19 protein-coding genes are annotated in these 21,034 nt (G+C 42.2%); 12 read left to right on the top strand and 7 right to left on the bottom strand.

Annotation, left to right across the window (positions count from 1 at the left end; genetic code table 11):
• The first annotated feature begins 2 nt into the window (after positions 1 to 2).
• From K1F36_RS07105 to K1F36_RS07085, 5 genes are read left to right on the top strand one after another with little or no spacing between them, the layout of a single operon-like run.
• On the top strand, positions 3 to 977 hold the full coding sequence (locus K1F36_RS07105) for a cbb3-type cytochrome c oxidase N-terminal domain-containing protein (protein ID WP_220113194.1): 975 nt from the start codon (positions 3 to 5) through the stop codon (positions 975 to 977).
• Between the two features lie 52 nt (positions 978 to 1,029).
• The gene (gene ccoG / locus K1F36_RS07100; RefSeq protein ID WP_220113193.1) at positions 1,030 to 2,439 is read left to right on the top strand and encodes a cytochrome c oxidase accessory protein CcoG; all 1,410 of its coding nucleotides are present in this window, start codon (positions 1,030 to 1,032) and stop codon (positions 2,437 to 2,439) included.
• 11 nt (positions 2,440 to 2,450) lie between these two features.
• Positions 2,451 to 2,897 (top strand): FixH family protein, encoded by a 447-nt coding sequence (locus K1F36_RS07095; RefSeq protein WP_220113192.1) that lies wholly within the window; start codon positions 2,451 to 2,453, stop codon positions 2,895 to 2,897.
• 2 nt (positions 2,898 to 2,899) lie between these two features.
• Positions 2,900 to 3,610: a sulfite exporter TauE/SafE family protein gene (locus tag K1F36_RS07090; protein WP_220113191.1), complete on the top strand. Its 711-nt coding sequence runs from the start codon at positions 2,900 to 2,902 to the stop codon at positions 3,608 to 3,610.
• Between the two features lie 14 nt (positions 3,611 to 3,624).
• Entirely contained in the window at positions 3,625 to 4,893 is a 1,269-nt protein-coding gene (locus K1F36_RS07085; protein WP_220113190.1) for an acetyl-CoA hydrolase/transferase family protein, read from the top strand.
• 91 nt (positions 4,894 to 4,984) lie between these two features.
• Here K1F36_RS07085 and K1F36_RS07080 read toward each other — a convergent pair whose 3' ends face one another.
• The 5 genes from K1F36_RS07080 to K1F36_RS07060 form a co-directional block, all read right to left on the bottom strand.
• Positions 4,985 to 5,809, bottom strand: coding sequence for a universal stress protein (locus K1F36_RS07080; protein ID WP_220113189.1), 825 nt, complete (start codon positions 5,807 to 5,809; stop codon positions 4,985 to 4,987).
• A gap of 18 nt (positions 5,810 to 5,827) precedes the next feature.
• Positions 5,828 to 7,186, bottom strand: a complete 1,359-nt coding sequence (hemN, locus tag K1F36_RS07075; RefSeq protein WP_220113188.1) for an oxygen-independent coproporphyrinogen III oxidase — start codon at positions 7,184 to 7,186, stop codon at positions 5,828 to 5,830.
• Positions 7,187 to 7,395: 209 nt separating this feature from the next.
• Positions 7,396 to 8,124, bottom strand: coding sequence for an energy transducer TonB (locus K1F36_RS07070; RefSeq protein ID WP_220113187.1), 729 nt, complete (start codon positions 8,122 to 8,124; stop codon positions 7,396 to 7,398).
• Positions 8,125 to 8,233: 109 nt separating this feature from the next.
• On the bottom strand, positions 8,234 to 8,950 hold the full coding sequence (locus K1F36_RS07065; protein ID WP_220113186.1) for a DUF2490 domain-containing protein: 717 nt from the start codon (positions 8,948 to 8,950) through the stop codon (positions 8,234 to 8,236).
• 102 nt (positions 8,951 to 9,052) lie between these two features.
• Positions 9,053 to 10,021 (bottom strand): ROK family protein, encoded by a 969-nt coding sequence (locus K1F36_RS07060; protein WP_220113185.1) that lies wholly within the window; start codon positions 10,019 to 10,021, stop codon positions 9,053 to 9,055.
• Between the two features lie 197 nt (positions 10,022 to 10,218).
• Between K1F36_RS07060 and K1F36_RS07055 the strand changes: the two genes are divergently transcribed.
• The 6 genes from K1F36_RS07055 to K1F36_RS07030 all read left to right on the top strand — a co-directional run bounded on the left by K1F36_RS07055 (position 10,219) and on the right by K1F36_RS07030 (position 16,884).
• The gene (locus K1F36_RS07055; protein WP_220113184.1) at positions 10,219 to 11,010 is read left to right on the top strand and encodes a universal stress protein; all 792 of its coding nucleotides are present in this window, start codon (positions 10,219 to 10,221) and stop codon (positions 11,008 to 11,010) included.
• 18 nt (positions 11,011 to 11,028) lie between these two features.
• Positions 11,029 to 12,864 (top strand): SLC13 family permease, encoded by a 1,836-nt coding sequence (locus K1F36_RS07050; protein ID WP_220113183.1) that lies wholly within the window; start codon positions 11,029 to 11,031, stop codon positions 12,862 to 12,864.
• 19 nt (positions 12,865 to 12,883) lie between these two features.
• Complete coding sequence (pckA, locus tag K1F36_RS07045) at positions 12,884 to 14,500, top strand: phosphoenolpyruvate carboxykinase (ATP) (RefSeq protein ID WP_220113182.1); 1,617 nt, start codon at positions 12,884 to 12,886, stop codon at positions 14,498 to 14,500.
• 11 nt (positions 14,501 to 14,511) lie between these two features.
• Positions 14,512 to 15,831 carry an ATP-dependent 6-phosphofructokinase gene (locus K1F36_RS07040; protein WP_220113181.1) on the top strand — a complete coding sequence of 440 codons (1,320 nt, stop codon included), beginning with the start codon at positions 14,512 to 14,514 and terminating at the stop codon, positions 15,829 to 15,831.
• 79 nt (positions 15,832 to 15,910) lie between these two features.
• The gene (locus tag K1F36_RS07035; RefSeq protein WP_108246369.1) at positions 15,911 to 16,210 is read left to right on the top strand and encodes an HPF/RaiA family ribosome-associated protein; all 300 of its coding nucleotides are present in this window, start codon (positions 15,911 to 15,913) and stop codon (positions 16,208 to 16,210) included.
• Positions 16,211 to 16,254: 44 nt separating this feature from the next.
• A complete protein-coding gene (locus tag K1F36_RS07030; RefSeq protein WP_220113180.1) occupies positions 16,255 to 16,884 on the top strand; it encodes a hypothetical protein in 630 nt (209 codons plus the stop codon).
• A gap of 247 nt (positions 16,885 to 17,131) precedes the next feature.
• Here K1F36_RS07030 and K1F36_RS07025 read toward each other — a convergent pair whose 3' ends face one another.
• Both K1F36_RS07025 and K1F36_RS07020 read right to left on the bottom strand, forming a co-directional pair.
• A complete protein-coding gene (locus K1F36_RS07025) occupies positions 17,132 to 18,523 on the bottom strand; it encodes a sugar porter family MFS transporter (protein WP_220113179.1) in 1,392 nt (463 codons plus the stop codon).
• Positions 18,524 to 18,555: 32 nt separating this feature from the next.
• On the bottom strand, positions 18,556 to 19,791 hold the full coding sequence (locus K1F36_RS07020; RefSeq protein ID WP_258538968.1) for a 3-deoxy-D-manno-octulosonic acid transferase: 1,236 nt from the start codon (positions 19,789 to 19,791) through the stop codon (positions 18,556 to 18,558).
• Between the two features lie 88 nt (positions 19,792 to 19,879).
• Here K1F36_RS07020 and K1F36_RS07015 point away from each other — a divergent pair, with 88 nt between their 5' ends.
• Positions 19,880 to 21,034 (top strand): DegT/DnrJ/EryC1/StrS family aminotransferase, encoded by a 1,155-nt coding sequence (locus tag K1F36_RS07015; protein WP_220113178.1) that lies wholly within the window; start codon positions 19,880 to 19,882, stop codon positions 21,032 to 21,034.

The following is a 21,034-nucleotide window of genomic DNA, read 5'->3' as shown; positions in this document are numbered from 1 at the left end:
TTATGAGTACAAAAACACCTTGGTGGATACGAGTCCCGGTTTTATTCTTTTTGATCTTCGGATTGATGGAGTTCTTTATAGACTCCGGGGACAAGCCCGCAATAATCGAATACCCTATCACACAGTTTTTCCTATTGTTGGTGCTGATGATCCTTATTGCCATAGAATTGATTTTGGCCTCCATAGAGAACATCATGTTCCAAACCCTTTCAGAAGAAGGAAAGGAACGCTACTTGGAGGCAAAAAGCAAGAAGTTTGAATGGACATGGGCCAAAAACCTAATGAAACGACTTACCAAGAGCCGCTCTATTGAGCGCGAAGGTGAAATTATCTTGGACCATAATTATGACGGTATCCGCGAACTGGACAACGTATTGCCTCCTTGGTGGGTATATCTGTTCTATGGAACCATTGTTTTTGCCGTTGTTTATTTGGTGCGGTTCCATGTTATTGGGGATTATGACCAAGAACTGGAGTACGAACAAGAAGTTGCCGCTGCCCAAATGGCCATAGAAGAATACAAAAGAACTGCCAAAGATTTGGTGGATGCAAGTACCGTGGAGTTTCTTTCAGATGAATCCGATTTGGCAGCCGGGGAGAAAATTTTCCAGACCAATTGCGTTGCTTGTCACACACAAGATGGAGGTGGATCCATTGGGCCTAACCTAACCGATAAGTATTGGATATTGGGTGGAGGCATCAAAAATGTCTTCACCACAATTTCCGAAGGTGGACGTGACGGTAAAGGGATGATTGCATGGAAGCAAAGCTTAAAACCTGCGGAGATAGCACAGGTGGCCAGTTATGTCATCACTTTGGGAGGAACCACACCTGCAAATCCAAAGGAACCGGAAGGAGAGATTTGGGTAGATCCCAATGCCCCTGAAGACGCCAATGGAACAGAATCTGAAACGGAAGAAACCGCACCGGAAGAAATGGAGCAGACCGTGGATTCAACAGAAGTTGCCATGAATTAGTCCCGATAGGGCATTTGGCAGCAATATATTTACCTATAAACCACACAATGCGATGGAAGAGAACTTTAGGGATTCCATAGGCACAATCACAGAAGAAGGGAAACGGAATTTTATTTTTCCAAAGAAACCCAGCGGACGGTATTACGACTACCGGAAGTATGTAAGTTATTTTCTGCTGATTTTCTTGATAGCGGCTCCCTTTGTCAAAATCAATGGGCACCAGTTTCTGTTGTTCAATGTACTGGACCGTAGGTTCAATATTTTTGGACTTCCGTTTTGGCCCCAAGATTTTCATTTGGTCGTGATTTCCATGATCATTGGAGTGATTTTCATCGCGCTCTTTACGGTGGCTTACGGCCGTATTTTTTGCGGTTGGATGTGCCCCCAGACCATATTTTTGGAAATGGTCTTCCGCCGTATCGAATATTGGATAGATGGCGACAGGGGTGCACAAATGAGATTGGCCAAAGCACCTTGGACGGGTAAAAAGATCAGGAAAAGAGTATTGAAGTGGACCATATTCTTCATTATTTCTTTTTTTATCGCCAATGTATTTTTGGCTTACTTGATCGGTAGCGATCAGCTCCTATCAGATATTGCCGATGGTCCCATGGAGCACTTGAGCACTATGATTCCATTGTTGATTTTCACAGGGGTGTTCTATTTCATCTTTGCGTGGTTCAGGGAGCAGGTATGCATCATTGCATGCCCTTATGGTAGATTGCAAGGGGTGCTATTGGATGATAAATCCATTGTGGTGGCCTATGACCACAAGCGCGGAGAAGGTGAGAATGGACGTAAAAAGTTCAGAAAAAATGAAGATAGGGAGGCGCTTGGACATGGTGACTGTATTGATTGCCTCCAATGCGTGAATGTTTGCCCCACAGGTATAGATATACGAAACGGAACTCAATTGGAATGTGTGAACTGCACCGCTTGTATTGATGAATGTGATCACATTATGGAGAGCATCGATAAGCCCAAAGGGTTGATTAGATACGCCAGTGAGGACGAGATTACCCATAAGAACAAGTTCAAGTTTACACCTCGGATGAAGGGGTACACCGCGGTACTTGTTGTTTTGATAGGGGTTTTGATCGGAATGTTGTTTATGCGGAACGAGGTCGAAGCAAATATTTTGCGTTTGCCAGGGCAACTGTACGAGCGAAAAGAGAACAATATCATCAGTAACGTTTACACCTATAAATTGATGAACAAGACCACCAAGGATATCGAAAATGTATCTTTTGAACTGATGTCGCACAATGGAGAAATCAAAATGGTTTCACAAGATAAGTTTACCGTTCCTGCAGAGGAGCTTACAGAAGGAACGTTGTTCATCGAAATAAATGCTTCAGCATTGAACGGTGATAAAGATAAATTAAAGATAGGGGTTTACAGCGGAGATAAACTTATAGAAACCACGGTGACGCAGTTTTTGGCACCAAGGAGTTATAATTAAAAAAGACAGCAATGAAAATTAATTGGGGAACAGGAATCGTATTGGCATTTATAGGCTTTATCAGCTTTATCCTATATTTTGTGGTAAGGATGAGTACCGATGATAGCGCCAACCACGATTTGGTGACAGAGGAGTATTATAAAAAAGAACTGTCCTATCAACAAGAGATAGATGCATCAAAAACCGCTACGGAAATGAATGCCAACCTTAAGGTTGAAAAAACGGCAGAGGGTTTGGTGATTGCGTTTCCGGAACGTTTCGACCCCAAAAAAATAAGTGGAATAGTGTCCCTATATAGACCGTCTAACAAGCATTTGGATACAAACTTTCCTATAAGTTTATCCAAAACACATTTGCTCATACCTGACAATCGCTTGGTGGACGGTCGCTGGGACATTTCCATTAACTGGGAATACGAAGGTAATTCCTTTTTACACAAACAAAAATTAGTATACTGATCATGTTGACCTCTGCTTTGGTTCTGGGATTGTTGGGAAGTTTGCACTGCTTGGGCATGTGCGGGCCAATCGCCTTTATGTTGCCATTGGAGCAGAACAACAATGTAAAGAAGACGGTACAACTTTCCATTTACCACTTCGGGAGATTATTGGCCTACGGAATCATTGGAGTGCTTTTTGGACTTTTGGGCAAGGGATTGTCCCTGTTCGGTATCCAACAGAAGCTTTCCATCGGTATTGGTACCTTAATGATTATTTTGGTTCTTATTCCCGGAAAATATTTTAACGGGCATAAACTTTTATCACCCGTTTACTCAATTATTGGCAAGGTAAAATCCAAACTTGGGGCCGAACTCAAAAAAAAGACGCCGGATACCTTTTTGACCATAGGATTTTTGAACGGCTTTTTACCCTGTGGTCTGGTATATATGGCCCTTTTGGGGGCCATTGCCATGGGAAACCCTTTGGAAGGTGGGCTCTACATGATGATTTTTGGTTTGGGCACCGTACCTTTAATGTCCTTGGTGGTCTATTCCAAAGGAATGTTCAGTACCTCCATAAAATCTAGAATACAGAAATTGATACCGGTATTTGTGGTCATCATTGGTGTTTTGTTTATTGTGCGCGGGCTTGGATTGGGAATACCCTATGTTTCCCCAAGGGCAGCCCCGGCCGACACCGTATCGGCGACCATAGAATGCCATCAACCCTAAAAATCGAATCGAAAATGAAAATAACATCAGCGGAAGAAGCGGTAGGAATTGTAAAATCAGGTGACCGAGTCTTTTTCCAAGGAGCGGCAATGACCCCCAACGAATTGATAGATGCACTCTGTGAGCGTCACAATGAGCTGAAGGATGTTGAGATAATTTCTATCCACACCGAAGGAGATGCAAAGTATACCAGGGCTCCTTATTGCGAAGCGTTTACCTTAAACGCCTGTTTTGTGGGCGGTAATGTTAGGACTTTTGTAAATACCTATATGGGGGACTATATCCCTGTTTTTTTAAGTGAGATACCTTGGTTGTTTGCCGACGAATATTTGCCTTTGGATGTGGCCTTTGTGCAGGTTTCACCTCCGGACAAACATGGTTATTGTTCTTTGGGAGTTTCAGTCGATGTGGCTTTGCCCGCGGTAAGGACTGCAAAAAAGATAGTGGCACAGATAAATCCCAAAGTGCCACGTACCCATGGTACGGGGATTGTCCATATTGACGAAATAGAGTTTGCTATAGAGATTGATCGTCCCATTCACCAGCATGACCCAACTCAGCCATCAGAAGAGGAACAAGAGATTGGTAGGCATGTAGCATCTTTGATTGATGACGGGGCTACTTTGCAAATGGGAATCGGGAACATACCCAATGCGGTGTTGTCCAATCTGGGAAGCCATAAAAATTTGGGAATCCATACCGAAATGTTTTCTGATGGGGTTTTGCCCCTATTGGAAAGCGGCGTGATCAATGGGAAAGAAAAGACCGTAAAACAAGGCAAAATTGTGAGTTGCTTTGCCGTGGGTTCGCAAAAACTTTATGATTTTATAGACGACAACCCTATATGTGATTTTAGAGATTCAGGGTATACCAACGATACGGCCAGAATCCGAAGAAATCCCAAAGCGACGGCCATAAACAGTGCGATAGAAATTGACTTAACGGGCCAAGTTTGCGCGGATACCATTGGTGGATATCAGTTTTCCGGCGTAGGTGGGCAAATGGACTTTATGCGCGGGGCATCCCTTTCAAAAGGAGGTAAGCCTATTATTGCTATGTCCGCCACTACCAAAAAAGGAGTTTCCAAGATAACACCATTTTTAAAGCAAGGTGCAGGGGTTACCACAACTCGCGCCCATATGCATTATGTGGCTACTGAGTTCGGTGTCGTAAACTTATTTGGAAAGAATCTACAACAACGTGCCAAAGCACTTATTTCCATTGCACACCCCGATCATAGGGAAGGTTTGGAAAAGGCGGCATACGATAGGTTCCATGGTTAGTCCGAGCAACATACAAACATAAAAAAGGGGGCAACCTCAAGATTGCCCCCTTTTATTTGAATTACATGAAACCAATCAAAAATGTAATCCGTTAGATTTTAAAGGTGATTACCGGAGCTTCTGAATGGTTGGCGATATCCTCACCTATACTTCCCATAAAGAAGTGGGATAGCCCCCTTCTACCATGGGTTGGAATGCCTATAAGGTCGGCTCCAATCTTTTTGCTAAAGTTTATCACTCCTTTTTCCACCGTGTAGTCGTTAAAGATTTCAACCTCCATGCCTACATTGGCCTCGTTCAAAAATTTGGAAATTTTGGAATAAGCATCGTTGGTGCTCATAAACTCGTCTCCTGGCGTATTAATGTACACCAAATGCAGTTTTGACCCCAAAAGCTCGGCCATTTCTTTTGCCTTTTTAAGGGCGGGCACACTTTCTTCCTCAAAATCACTGGCGAAGACGAAGTTTTTTGGGTTAAAATTGTCCACTTCGTTCCCTTTAATGACCAATACAGGTACATCTGAGGTTCTTACTACTCTTTCTGTGTTGGAACCGATGAAGATTTCCTGTAGGCCATCTGCTCCATTGGAACCCATTACAATAAGGTCTGCTTTGTGTTTTTCGGCGACTTCGGCGACTTCACTGAACACTTTATAGTGTTTGATAACCGGGGTAACCGTGATATCTTTTAGATAAGGCTTGTCCAAAAAATCGGAAAAACGTTTCTCACCAAGCTTGATTAGGTGTACCACCTGTTCTTGGGAAATATATCCAGATTCACCCATAATGGCTGGCGAAAGCTCCAACATATGGAGGACAAATAGCTCTGCATTTTGTTCCTTGGCCAATGAGGCGGCCACTTTTAGGGCCTTTTCTGATTGATTTGAAAAATCAACGGGTACGATTATACTTTTCATTTTTTTTGCTTTTTTAGGTTAAACGGTCATGGAAAATATTCGGGTATTCGGTTTTTTACGGTGCATTTTAAGGTCAAAGGCCATACTGATGTTTCTGACAAAAGGCCTGCCTTTGTCCGTCACCTTTATGGTTTTGTCCTCTATTTTAACAAGGCCATCTGCTTCCAGTTCGGATAGGTTGGCCAGAATGTTTTCAAAATCAACGACTTCTTTTTCTTCAGGTTTCCAATTTGTCTCAAATCGACACATAATATTGAGGATATGTCTTCTCAAAATTTGGTCTTCCTCATTTAAAATGTGTCCTCTAAAAATAGGGATAACCCCATGTGAAACCAAATTCTGGTATTCTTCCACATTCTTTACATTTTGGGCAAATCCATACCAGCTATCACTGATGCTGGAGGCTCCCAAACCAATCATCAGTTTAGTTTTGGAGGGGGTGTAGCCCATAAAATTTCGGTGTAGGGTTCCATTTTCCAAGGCTTGGTACAGACTGTCCGTGGGAAGGGCAAAATGGTCCATGCCAACATCTTTATAGCCAAACTCGGCAAGCATTCTTTTGCCCATTTCGTACTGTGCTTTTTTCTCTATGGAAGAGGGAAGGTCCTCTTCTTTATACCCGCGCTGACCATTTCCTTTTAGCCAAGGCACGTGGGCATAGCTGTAAAATGCTATTCTGTCCGGTTTTATGGCATTTGTCTTTACAATAGTGGTCTCCACATCGGAACAATCCTGGAACGGTAGGCCGTAGATTATATCGTGTCCCACTGAGGTATATCCTACTTCCCTGGCCCATTCCGTAACGTTTTTTACATTTTCAAAGGGCTGAATCCTGTTTATGGCCCGTTGTACGGTAAGGTTGTAATCTTGTACGCCAAAACATACTCTCCTAAATCCTACATCGTAAAGGGCCTGTAAATGTTCTTTGGTGGTGGTGTTGGGGTGCCCTTCAAAACTAAATTCAATGGTATCCGTCTTTTTACTGAGTCTTGTAATACCGTTGATCAATATTTTTAAGTTCTCAGGCGAAAAGAAGGTCGGTGTTCCACCGCCAAGATGAAGTTCTTTGATTACAGGTCTAGACCCCATCAATTCCACATAAAGTTCCCATTCCTTTAAAACAGCTGTGATATAAGGAGATTCCACTTCGTGCCTTTTAGTGATGCGCTTATGGCAACCACAAAAGGTGCACATGCTCTCGCAAAAGGGTAGATGTATATAAATGCTGATTCCTTCCTCGGGGTTTTCCTCGAAAGCTTGGATCACGCTTGACTTCCATTTTTTTCCTGAAAAAGTTTCCATGTCCCAATAGGGAACAGTAGGATAACTCGTGTATCGAGGACCTGGAACATTATATTTTTGAATTAATTCGCACATAAGCTGCATACCATTACATTATAGGTCAAAAGTACTTTTGATGGTTTGCAAAAAACATGATAAATGTCAGTATTGCCATATTGAAGGTCCTGAGGAACAATGAATAGCACTATGTAATGGTCTAGAACCATGGCAAAACCTCATGTTTACTGCATAAAAAAGGCCCAAGCAAATTCACTTGGACCTCTTTTTGGGCTATGTTCGGTGATTTAATTTTGCATGATAAAGTTTATTGGTATACTGTATTTAACGCTTACGGGCTTACCTCTTTGTTCACCGGGTTTTACCTTGGGCAAAGCAGCAATGATTCTAGCGGCCTCTTGTTCCAATAGTTTGTCCGGTCCTCTTTTTTCTATACCTACGACCCTTCCGTTGGTATCAATTACAAATTGTACGTAAACCCGACCTGTAATCCCCATTTCTAGAGCGGATTTCGGATAGCTGAAATTTGCTTTTATGTGCTCCTGAACCTTTTCATTAAAACAGGCTTTGCGTTCCGCTTGGGTCTGTAGGCCCTCACACCCAGGAAAAACAGGTACGTGTTCAATAACGGCGAAAGGTACTATGATATCTTCTTCGACTTCTTCCACATCAACATCCTCAATTCGAACTACTGCATCCTCAATATAAGTTTCTTGGCTACTCTCGGTACTTTCTATTATGGTCTCTTTTACATCTTCCACATCATCCACTATCTCAATAACATTGGGAGCAGAAGGTGGGGGTGGAGGTGGAGCGGTACGTATTATTTCGGTAATAGGTACATCTTCCTTAAGTTCGTCGGTTAGCTGTACAACTTCAGAAACTTTGGATTCCTCTTCATAGAACTTTACTTCAAAGGATTGCCATGTCATGAACAATACCGAAGTAAGTCCTATCATAAAATATAGACTGCTGTTGCGTCCAATTTCTGCGCTTGGGTTCTTTTTTGGTTTCATGACTTCTACGATTTAACTATGTTAAAGGTAGATTTATCCCAAATCAGAAAATATGATAATAATCAGGTTTCAAAATGGAGAGGAAACGATTGTTTTTTAGTGTGTTGGGTTATTTGTTTGGTTGTAGTGCCCAGTCATCTTTGGTAAGGTCAATATTGAAGTTCAGACTCAGCCTTACCATATCCTCACGGTAATTTTTAAACCTCCTGTTAAAGTATCCGATATCCGCTTTTAGATTTGGGGCAAGTTGTTTCCCGATACCAATGAAAACTCTATTTTCACCGTATGCATTTCCCTTCAGATTAAGAAATAGCTCATCAAAAGCCTTAAAATAAACATCCTTATAAATAGGTCGAACATATTGAAGACGGTACCTGATTCTATTGTTCGCCTTGGGCGCTTCTGTATTGATAAGCCTTCGGTTTTCCAAACGGATACGATGAGCCAAGGAATTATCGTTGAACTCTGTCTGTAAGTTATACTCCCCATACAACCAAAACTGGTTTGTGTTCACTACATCATTGGGTTCCAAATAGGAATTGGAATTGAGTAGTGCAACCCCTCCGGTAAAAGTAGAGGCCTTACTTATTTTGTAGGATGCCCCTGTTCTAAAAAAGAAAAAGCCATATTTGTCAAGCATTTGATGATGGCGAATAATCCCAACCGCCGGTATGCTCCAATCTTCGTGAACTTTGGCGGTTCCACAAAGAACCAACCAAGACCCATATTCATTTTCCTCAGAATTTTGAGTATAACCTAGCTGTATTGAAAAACAAGCGAATACTATGGAACAAAGCCAATATGAAAGAAACTTTGAGAGCTCCATAATCAGCGGTTTTTGATTGTTGGAGTGCAAAGTTTTCCATTAAATTCCATGACAAGTTATGATACTTGTCATAGATTAATTTTCTATATACCTAGGATATTTTTAAAGTTGTTTTTTCTTTTCGTTTTCCCAGATAAGGGCAGCTGCGCCACAAATGGCCGCCGTTTTTCCCTCCATTGAGGAATGCAGAAGCTTTACTTTCCCTTTATAAACATCCAACAAGAACCCATTAAAGTATTTTTCCAAAGGTGTCATGATCCATTTTCCGCTATTGGTAAGCCCGCCCATTAAAATAAATGCTTCGGGTTGGGTAAAGGCCGTAAAATTTGCCAAGGCCTGTGCCATAATTCGGGCCGTATAATCAAATGCCTTCAGTGCAATCTCATCGCCCTCTTCAGCGGCTTGGGTAATATCCTCCCCGTGAAGGTCGTTATAGGCAATATCCCTGAACCTGCTATCCACCAGATATTTGCTCTGCATGTACATTACGGTACGTTTCAGGCCTGTGGCGGAGACATAAGCTTCCAATCCTCCTTTTACACCGAGTCCGGTAAGCCTTCCATCGCCAATGGTCATGTCCACATGGCCCAACTCGCCGGCAAAGCCGTCAAAACCGTCAATAAGTTGACCGTTGGCAACAATTCCGGCTCCAAAACCGGTGCCCAAGGTAATCACAATAAAATCAGTCATATTCTTGGCACCTCCGAACAGCATTTCTCCCAAAGCAGCGGCACTTGCATCGTTCATGATTCGGATGGGCATATCCAATCGCTGTTTGAGCAGTTTTACCAAGGGAACACTTCCTTTCCAGGCCAGATTACTGGCTCTTTCAATGGTGCCGTTTTTACTGGATGCATTTGGTGCCCCGATACCACAGCCGATTATGTTGGCATCTTTCCCGAAATTTTCTAAAAGCTCATCAACGGTAGATTTTATTTTATCCAAGTAATTATCAAGGTTGGGATATTCTTTGGTCCTAAAAAATGTTTTTTCGTAGCATTCGCCATGTTCGTCTACCAAACCTATCTTGGTTTTGGTTCCCCCTATATCAATTCCTATTACTAAATCCATTTTAATATTACGTTGTTGTTCGGTCCCTAAATATAACCAATATGGAAGCAATAAAATAACCCGTTAGGTTTTTATAGTAACTCGTTTTTTTGGAAAAATCGGGGATAAAAATCGAAGTTACTGATATCTGTCATGTTTTAGGTCACAGGTCGATTCTACTTTTGAATCGAGAATAGAAATCAATAAATATATTAGGTATGAGCAGTTTAAATAAAATATTAATTCCTTTTGATTTTTCCGAAGCATCAGTCAATGCTTTGGAATATGTGGTCAATTTTGTGGGCACGGAGAAATCCATTGGCATTGTTGGTCTGTATGTTGGTGCCATGCCCATAAGCGCATCTGACAATGAAAAACTGGGAAAAGATTTCTTCAAAGTGTTGGAGTCTTTCGAGGTGCGATTAAAAGTTGCTCCTGAATTTATTACAGATACGGGAGAAGTAATCAATACTATCCTGTCCGTACAAGAAAAGAGTGATGCCGATTTAATTATGATGGGCACCATGGGAGATAAGATTACGGATGAGGCCATAACAAATACCTCAAAATTGGTGCTGGAAGCCAATTGTCCTGTAATCTCCATTCCCTATGGAACCGAAATCAAGGATCCCAAAAACATTGCTTTGGTAATGGGCGGGGAACGAATTGATGATAAAGAGGTTTTGGGCACCCTTTTGGATGTGGCCCGAACTTTTGATGCCAGGGTTCATGTGCTTACCATTTACAAAGATTCCATATATGATGAAGAGGCCGTAATAGAATCCAATGAAAATTTATTGGAATACTACTTGGAGCATTTTTATGCTGATCATACATTCACTAAAAATGAGGACATAGAGCAAGGTATCCTTGACTATATCAAAGAAAAAAATATTGATCTGTTAACTATATTGCCACGAAATCATACCGAAAAGAGTACTCCTTCGGAGGGTAGGTTGACCAAACTGTTGACCCTCCATTCCGAGATACCGGTTTTGGCCTTGGACTAACCTTTTTACCTTTTTAGCATGCTGCCACTGCTGATTATTTTAGGTATTACCATTGTTTTGTTCGTTTGGGGAAAGTTCCCTCCCGATGTGGTCGCCCTCATGGCGATGTTGTCGCTCTTTCTTACGGGTATTTTAGATTTGGGAGAGACTTTGGCCGGGTTCAGTAATCCGACCGTGATCATGATCGCGGCCCTGTTTATAATAGGGGAAGGGCTTTCCCGAACGGGATGGACCGCAATGGCGGGGCAATTTTTTGTGAAATGGGCAAGAAAGAATGTATCGCGACTATTGGTCATCGTTACTTTGGGCTCCAGCTTGTTGTCGGGTTTTGTGAGCAACACGGGAACGGTCGCCGCATTGCTTCCCGTAACTGTGACCGCAGCTTGGAACGCTGGCACACTTCCATCAAAATTATTGATTCCCGTAGCCTTTGGCTCCAATACCGGAGGATTGCTGACATTAACGGGTACACCTCCAAACATTATTGTGAGCAATGCATTGGCACAGAATGGGTTTACGGGTTTTTCGTTCTTTGAATTCGGATTGATAGGGCTGCCGCTCCTGATTATTTCCGTGCTCTATTTTAGGTATGTGGGCCATAAATTGCTTCCAGACCATAGAACCAATAACAAGCCCATGGCCATAGATCAGGAAATGCACAAATGGATAGAGAACTATAGTATAGGAGATAACCTGTACAGATTGCGCATACGTTCCATGTCGCAATTGATAAATACCAAGATCAAGGATTGGAATTTTGAGAGTGAGCACAAGGTATCTGTAATGCGCCTTAAGCGAAGGCATCCGAACAAACTGCACAGAATTCCACAATTTGTGGAAATGCCAGGCCTGGATACAGAAATGCGATATCACGATATCATAACCGTAAAAGGTGAACCAGAGGATGTGGATAAGTTGGTGATTAAGTTCCATTTAGGGGTAATCCCCCTTAAACCTGAATCCGATATGCTTAAAAAAGAGTTGATCAATCAGGAAGTGGGCATGGCGGAAATGATTATAACGCCAAAATCAGTTTTTGTAGGAAAGACCATTAATTTAGGACATTATCTTCGTCAAGCAGGGGTACAACTTCTGGCTGTTTCTAGAGATAATGCACCATTGAAAGGAAAAATTGAGATCAAGGCAGGGGATGCGTTTGTGATTCGCGGTCAGTGGGAAAATATCATCGCACTGAAATCCATGTATGAAAACCTAGTGATATCCGGCAGTCCAGAAGCCTTGTCCAAAAATGTGGATCAACTCACCACTAGGAGCTACATTGCTCTTGGAACTTTGGTACTGATGATTCTCCTTTTGGTATTTAACATATTGCCGGGAGCTATTGCCGCATTGGTTTGCGCAGGAATAATGATGTTGACCGGCTGTGTGCCCATAAGCAAAGCTTACAAGGGAATCAGTTGGACGAGCGTGGTAATGATAGCGGCCATGATTCCCATGGGCTTGGCATTGCAAAAAACAGGAGTCGCACAATTGGCGGCCAATAGTTTGGTGGATAGCTTGGGAAGTATACACCCCGTGGCTCTTTTGGCAGGTATTTTCTTGTTGACAGCGGCTTTTAGTCAAACAATCAATAACTCGGCTACAGCAGTATTGATGGCACCCATAGCGATTATGGCCTCAATGACCTTGGGAGTTTCCCCAAAACCTTTTATGATTGCCGTCGCCATAAGCGCATCCACTGCATTCTTGACACCAGTAGGAACGACCACAAACGCAATGGTCATGGCAGCGGGAGGATATAAGTTTATAGATTATATGAAAGTAGGCGGACCACTACTGCTACTTTTCTTTATAGCAACATTAGTACTGGTTCCATGGATTTGGAGCTTCTAACCATTAAAAAACATCAGAAATGAGCACAACCAAAGACCTAAGCAAGTATGGATTGAAAAATGTCTGCGCACAATGGAATCTTGATGCCGAGACACTACAAAAACTAACCGTTGAAAATGACATGGGCGTGGAAACGGATAACGGCACCCTGTGTGTAAATACAGGAAAGTTTACCGGTAGATCTCCAAAAGACCGTTTTTTGGTGAAGGACGAATACACCAAGGAAAAAGTTTGGTGGGGCAGAATCAATAAACCAGTATCTCCCGAAAATTTTGATAAGTTATATGATGAGGTCACCAGCTACCTCGATGGCAAGGAAGTTTTTGTAAGGGATGCCTATGTATGTGCAGACCCAAAATATAGAATGAATGTTAGGACCATAACCGAATATCCATGGTCCAATTACTTCATCAAAAATATGTTCTTGCGTTTGGATGAGAGCGAGCTTGATAATTTTGAAGAAGAGTGGTTGGTGTTGTGTGCTCCAGGCTACGAGGCACAGAACCCATCAGAATATGGTATTTTGAGCGGTAATTTCTCCATCCTTAACTTTACCAAAAAGATTGCTTTGGTAGCTGGCTCCGCTTATACGGGTGAGATGAAAAAAGGAATTTTTTCTGCATTGAACCTTATACTGCCCACCGAAAAAGAGGTGTTGCCCATGCACTGCTCTGCCAATGTTGGCGAAGCAGGGGATACAGCAATTTTCTTTGGATTGTCAGGTACGGGTAAAACTACCTTGTCCGCCGATCCCGATCGTAAACTTATCGGGGACGATGAGCACGGCTGGACCAAGGAAGATACCATCTTCAATTTTGAAGGAGGGTGTTACGCCAAGGTAATCGACCTTACCGAGGAGAAAGAACCGGACATCTTCAGGGCGATTAGACCAGGAGCCTTATTGGAAAACGTAATATTTAAGGAAGGGACCAAAGAAGTAGATTATTCTGATAGTTCCATTACCCAGAACACAAGGGTAAGCTATCCGATTTTCCATATCGATAACATTCAGGAACCTTCTTACGCATCCAACCCCAAGAATATCTTTTTCTTAACTTGTGATGCCTTTGGGGTGTTGCCACCGGTATCCAAACTGACCCCTGGTCAAGCGGCGTATCATTTTATTTCTGGTTATACGGCCAAAGTGGCTGGGACAGAGGCTGGTATTACGGAGCCCGTTCCATCGTTCTCCGCATGTTTTGGGGAACCTTTTATGCCATTGCACCCAGCGGTGTACGCGGAAATGTTGAGTGAAAAAATGAAGGCCTCCGGGGTAAACGTCTGGTTGGTAAATACCGGATGGAGTGGAGGACCTTACGGAGTGGGGTCAAGAATCAAGCTTAAATATACTAGGGCAATGATTTCTGCTGTTCTTGAAGGTAAATTGGATGATGTGGACTTTGATACCCATCCGATTTTTGGTTTATACATGCCAAAATATTGTCCAGGAGTACCAACAGAAATTTTGGACCCAATGAACACGTGGTTGCAAAAAGGAGCGTATGTGAGCAAGGCCATTCAATTGGCGCACTCGTTCCATATCAATTTTGATAAATTTGCTAGTCAAGCCTCAGATGAGATTATGAACGGAGGACCGCTCATTGATTCGCATCACAGCTTGACAGAACATTTTTAAGAATCAGTACAGTGAGTGAAAAGAACATTTTTAATATTGAAAACTTAGGGGCGCCTAAATATAGGTCGCCCCTTCAACTTAGTACCGTAAAGGGAGACCGTATCTTTAATTTTGTGAGCGAGTCCGATAGACTGGTGTTCGACCTTTCCATGGACTATTATAATCACTGTTTAAACGATGGAGAGTCTCCTGTCTGCATGGAGCAAGCGGGGCCAAGGCAGGATATATTTTTTGATGCCAAGAATGCCACTGCGGCCATTGTTACTTGCGGTGGACTGTGCCCTGGAATAAACAATGTGATCAGGGGCTTGGTGATGGCTCTTCATTATTTCTACGGGGTTAAAAAAATTGTTGGTATTCCCTACGGATATGAAGGTCTAAATCCTGAAAAGGACCATGAGCTAGTAGAATTGACCCCGGATAAGGTCAAGGATATTCATCAATTTGGAGGTACTTTTTTGGGTTCTTCCAGAGGTGGACAGGATGTCTCGGTAATGGTGGATACCCTTGAAAGCAATAAGATAGACATGCTTTTTGCCATCGGAGGGGATGGGACCTTAAAAGGTGTGAATGCCATTGGTGAGGAAATTTCCAAAAGAGATGCCAAAATCAGCGTTGTAGGGATTCCAAAGACCATTGACAATGATATTGACCTAATCGATGAATCCTTCGGTTTCCAAACTGCTTTTGATGTGGCCAGTCCCATTTTAAGGGATGCCCACAACGAAGCTACAGGGGCCTATAACGGTATTTCCATCATTAAATTGATGGGGAGGGACAGCGGTTTTATCGCTGCCTCGGCCGCTTTGGCCATGCCAGTGGTCAACTTTGTGTTGGTCCCGGAGATGAACTTTTCATTAGAGGGCGAAAATGGATTTTTTGCTGCTCTGGAACAAAGGTTGCTTCAGAAAAAACATGCGGTCATTGTAGTGGCCGAGGGTGCTGGTCAACAACTTTTCAAGGAAAGGCAAATCGTTACCGATGCATCGGGAAATGTTCAGCACGAGGATATAGGTGTCTTCCTAAAAGAAAAAATATCGGAATACTTCAAAGGAAGGAGTCCTGTGACCATTAAATATATCGACCCCAGTTACATAGTTCGTTGCGCACCTGCCAACTCAAGCGATAGTGTATATTGTAGCCGATTAGCCTACCATGCGGTTCACGGGGCCATGGCCGGAAAGACCAAATTTGTCGCCAGCAGGGTCAACAATAGGTATGTGTACATTCCTATTGCCGAAGTGACCAAAAAGCGCAAGAAAATTGATTTGGAGGGCGAATTTTGGTTCTCCGTATTACAGAGTACAGGGCAGCCTTTTTTCTTGGGATAGAAATTGAACTTGAACTGACAATTGTCATTAAATAGTATCTTTACTAGGCTTAGATTTGAATATAATCAAAACAATAATCATGGAAGTACATGTTCAATATCAAAAGATGATGACCAGCGAATCATTAACCCAATTATTAATGAAAAAACTGGAAGGTTTGGAAACAAAATATAACTGGTTGATCAAGGCCAATGTGTTATTCAAAACAGAGAACGATAAAACGGGAGAAGGCAAGATCTGTGAAATAGAACTGAGTGCCCCCGGACCAAGAATCTTTGCAAAGTCCAATACCGATGATTTTGAAAAATCCATGTCCAAAACTGTTGAGGATTTAAGAAGACAACTTGAAAAGCGGCAGGCAACTTTTGCCTCGCATTAATAAATTAGGCATTTGCTGCGCATGAATCTTCTAAAACAATCGTGATGAAACTCAAATTAATTGGCATAATTCTATTGCTACTTACAAGCTGTTCGTCTACCAAGTTGGTGAGTACTTGGAAGAACCCGGACAATGTGGTTTTTGATGCCTATCAAGTGCTGGTCGTGGGTATGGTAAAAGACGATGCGGCCAGAATGGAATTTGAGGATAGATTTGTCCATGCCTTGAAAGAGCAAGGGGTAGAGGCCATGCGCAGCATTGATCTGTTCGATGTGGAATTTACTTCAGCTGAAAGGTCGGAGCAAGAATTGAAAGAGGTAGAGGAACAATTACTGAACAAGGGCTTTGATGCCATTCTGTTTACCAAGGTGGTGGGTGCGGAAAATAGGAGGACATTTCGGGAACGCATCAACAATATTGATAAAATGATGCTCAGGTTTAGCAGTGATTATATAGAGCATCAGGATATCTACTACAATTCCGAGTATTACGACAGTTTTAATATTTACCACGCTGAAACATCTCTCTACTGTATCTGTGTAGGAAAGGAGATAGAGCTCATCTGGAGGGGCGATGTGGATGTTACCGAGCCCGAAAACATGAACAAGACCATTGACTCCTATATCAAATTGATCACAAAATCAATGGGCGAGCAGGATGTTATCTTCAATTAGAAAGACCCATAGCCTCTAAAACTCCTAAAAAGTCAAGTGCAATCAACACAGGGATTGCTATCAAGATTACGATCAATATAAAAACCATGATTCGTAAAAACCCGACCATGAGTTTGTTGCCTATGCTAATTTCATCTTCCATAATAGTGTAGTTTCTAACAATTTAAGAAAATATTTGGTTATTTCCTTATATGGGTCGACCACTATTCGATTAACGGATGTTTTTAGGCTACGTAATGTGAATGGATCAATCTTTGTCATATTTCTTTTTGCTCAGCAGTTTTGCAAGTTCTTCCAAGGTAATGCCTTTGGTTTCCGGCATCATAAAAATCACCCATAACAATTGAAGTACCATCATGACAGAAAAAAAGATAAAAATAGGCCATGGATTCTCCTTGAAGATGCCTATCTCCGCATCCAAAAAGGTAGGGGTGAGCAAGGTAATCAATGCGGCAAAGACCCAATGTGTCCCTGTTCCCCAGGATTGTCCGTAGGAGCGAACCTTGTTCGGGAATATTTCAGAAATAAACACCCATATAACCGCACCTTGCCCTACTGCATGTGAAGCAATAAAAATTAAGATGAAAGTTAGCAGCAATATCGAGTTGGCCCCTGAATAGAAACACCATCCCACCATGGCCAAACTCACAATGTATCCGATGGAGCCAATGTACATGAGCTGTTTTCGGCCAAGTTTATCGATAAGGGATATGCCGACAAAGGTGAAAATCAAATTAATCACCCCAATGGATATGGAGCTAAAGAGCGATTCACCTGAAGCGAGACCTGCCCGTTCCAAAATTTCAGGTGCGTAGTAGAGGACAAAATTAATCCCAGATAGTTGATTGAAAAAGGCAATTAAAAAAGCCAATACCAAAGGTTTATTGTACTTTCCGGAAAACAAGCCTTCACTTGTCTTTTCTTTGGTCTCCACTATGGCAATTTTGATTTGTTCCAGATGAAGTGATGCCTTGTCCTTCGCAATTCCCAAAAGCGTTATGGACTCGATGACCAGGGCATCTGCCTTATCCTTCATTAAAAGCCATCTTGGGCTGTTGGGAATTTTGAACACCATAAGGGTATAGATCAGAGCGGGAAGGCCCTCAATGCCCAACATCCAGCGCCAAGCTATGCTTTCATCAAAAATGATTCCGATGAGATAGTTGGAGATAAAAGCCAATAGAATCCCAAAAACAATATTGAACTGGTACATGGCCGTGAGCCTTCCACGGGTCTGGGCCGTAGAAATCTCGGAAATGTAAACGGGAGCGGCCACAGATGAGGCCCCTACCCCGACACCACCGATAAACCTAAAAAACGAAAAACTGTAAGCTTCCGGGGCAAATGCAGAGCCAAGTGCCGATGCGAAATACAGAATGCCTATCCAGAACAAGGTTTTCTTTCTTCCCAAACGGTCCGTGGGAATTCCGCCAAAAAGCGAACCCAAAACGGTTCCCCACAGTGCCATGGACATGATAAAGATACCGTGGAAGGTAAAAATGGAATCGCCCAAAAACCAGTTGGTGTCCCAAATCTCTTTTATGGGCTGGTTGGCCCCGGAGATTACTACGGTGTCGAACCCAAACAAAAAGCCCGCTAGGGCCGCCGTCAATGAAATTCTAAAAATACGCTTGTCCATGGAGGATGAATTTTGCTAAAGCTAACCAAAATTTATAAAATCTTGGAAATGTATTTCATGATCAATTCCGAAGCACCTTTATTGGCGTTGATGTAATTGGCGTTGATAGCTCCAATATTTTTGATGGAAATGGGGTGGTTCAAAAGATCGTTCATCAAATTGTCAAAACTATCCTGACTGGAAATCGGAATAATTCCTCCTTCGTTGACCAAGTCTTCAGCTTCTTTGAAGCCTCCAAATTGTGGTCCGATGATAATTGGGATGCCGAAAATAGCAGGCTCCATAGTATTGTGCAATCCTGTGGCAAAACCACCTCCCACGTAGGCAATATTGGCGTAGCTATAAATTTTCGTCAATAAACCAATAGTGTCAATAATGAGGACATCGATTTCCTTAAGGTTTTGGTTGTCCAGTTCGGAATAGCGTACCGCGGTTTTTTCGAGTGCAGAAGCAATTTTATCGATATGTGCCGACTTGATTTCGTGCGGTGCGATGACAAACTTTATTTTTTCGGGAGTGGAGTTGATGTAATTGACCAAGATTTTTTCATCTTCCGGCCAAGTGCTTCCGGCCACCAAGCAAAGTTGATTGTTCTTGAAGCGATCCATAAAGTCCAATTGGTTGTTTCGTTTCAGGATTTCCGAAACTCGGTCCAATCGAGTATCGCCACCAATACTGGAATTTTTTATTCCGATGGATTCCAACAGCTTTTTCGATTTTTCGTCTTGAACAAAATAATGGTCAAATTCCCTTAGGCTCTTTCGCATAAACCCACCGTAGGATTTGAAATAAATCTGTCTTTCGGAGAAAATAGCCGACACCAAAATAGTGGGAATATTTCTTTTTTTGAGTTGATATAGATAATTGGGCCAGACCTCATATTTAACAAAAATGGCCAGTTGGGGATTTACCATATTTAAAAATCGCTTCACTTTATGATGGCTGTCCAAGGGTAGGTACACCACCACATCTGCAATGGAGGTATTCTTTTTGACCTCATAGCCGGAAGGCGAAAAAAAACTGAGAACCAATTTATGTTCGGGATACTTGGAGTGTAACCGTTCCAAAATAGGAAGTCCTTGTTCAAATTCGCCCAATGAGGCCACATGCATCCAAATGGTTTTGTCTCCCTTGTTCAATTTTTCTTTCAACAAAGGAAAAGTTCTCTTCCTGCCTTGAACGAACAATTTGATCTTGGCATTGAAAAGGGCAATCACGCTAAGAACGAGCCAAGCAATATTGATAAGTATGTTGTACAGAAAACGCAAGAATATCTTTTTCGCTAAAATACATTCTTTCGGTCAGAGACCATTATGGCATCTTAATTTCTTAATTTTGACGTATTAATTTATTCGGATGAAAAAAATTCAAATGGTTGACCTAAAAGGTCAATATGAAGGTATAAAGACCGAGGTCAACGAAGCTATTGCGGAAATCTTGGATTCTTCTGCATTTATCAACGGCCCCCATGTACAGGCCTTTCAAAATGAGTTGCAGGACTATTTGGGCGTTAAACATGTGATTCCATGTGCCAATGGGACCGATGCACTCCAAATATGTATGATGGGCCTTGGTTTGCAACCGGGCGATGAGGTGATTACCGCTGATTTTACCTTTGCGGCTACCGTGGAAGTAATCGGTCTGCTGCAATTGACACCTGTTTTGGTAGATGTAGAGCCCGACACCTTTAATATAGATGTGAAAGCCATAGAAAAGGCGATTACTCCAAAAACAAAGGCGATCGTTCCCGTTCACCTATTTGGGCAATGCGCCAATATGGACGAAATTATGGAATTGGCCAAAAAACATGATTTATATGTCATTGAAGATAATGCGCAGGCCATAGGAGGCTCTTATTTTTCCAAAGATGGCTCCAAACAAAAGGCTGGCACAATCGGAAATGTAGGGGCAACATCGTTCTTCCCATCAAAAAATTTGGGCTGTTATGGAGATGGTGGCGCTATTTTTACCAACGATGGTGATTTGGCACATATTATCCGTGGCATTGTAAACCATGGAATGTACAAAAGATATTATCACGATGTGGTAGGTGTCAACTCACGTTTGGATTCTATTCAAGCAGCAGTTCTAAGGGCAAAGCTGCCAAAGTTAGACTATTACAACCAAAAGCGTTGGGAGGCTGCATCAAAATATTCCCAAGCATTCAAAGGGCAGGAACATATAGTGGTGCCAAAAATATCATGCAGTTGTGATAGCGAGAAAAGTGTATGTGATTGCCATGTATTTCATCAATATACTTTAAAGATTACCAACGGAAAACGAGATGCACTAGTACAACATTTAAATGATAACGACGTTCCTTGTGGTGTATATTATCCGGTTCCGTTGCATAAACAGAAAGCTTATGTGGACGACCGATACAACGAAGATGATTTTCCTGTGACCAATCAATTGGTGAACGAAGTGATTTCTCTTCCGATGCATACCGAGCTGGATGATGAACAAATTGAATATATAACCAGTTTGGTAATCGACTTCGTAAACAAATAA

This window comes from Flagellimonas abyssi (assembly GCF_019457905.1).
Classification (GTDB): domain Bacteria; phylum Bacteroidota; class Bacteroidia; order Flavobacteriales; family Flavobacteriaceae; genus Flagellimonas; species Flagellimonas abyssi.
The sequence above is the reverse complement of the archived record's forward strand: the minus strand, read 5'-3'. Positions and strand labels throughout refer to the sequence as shown.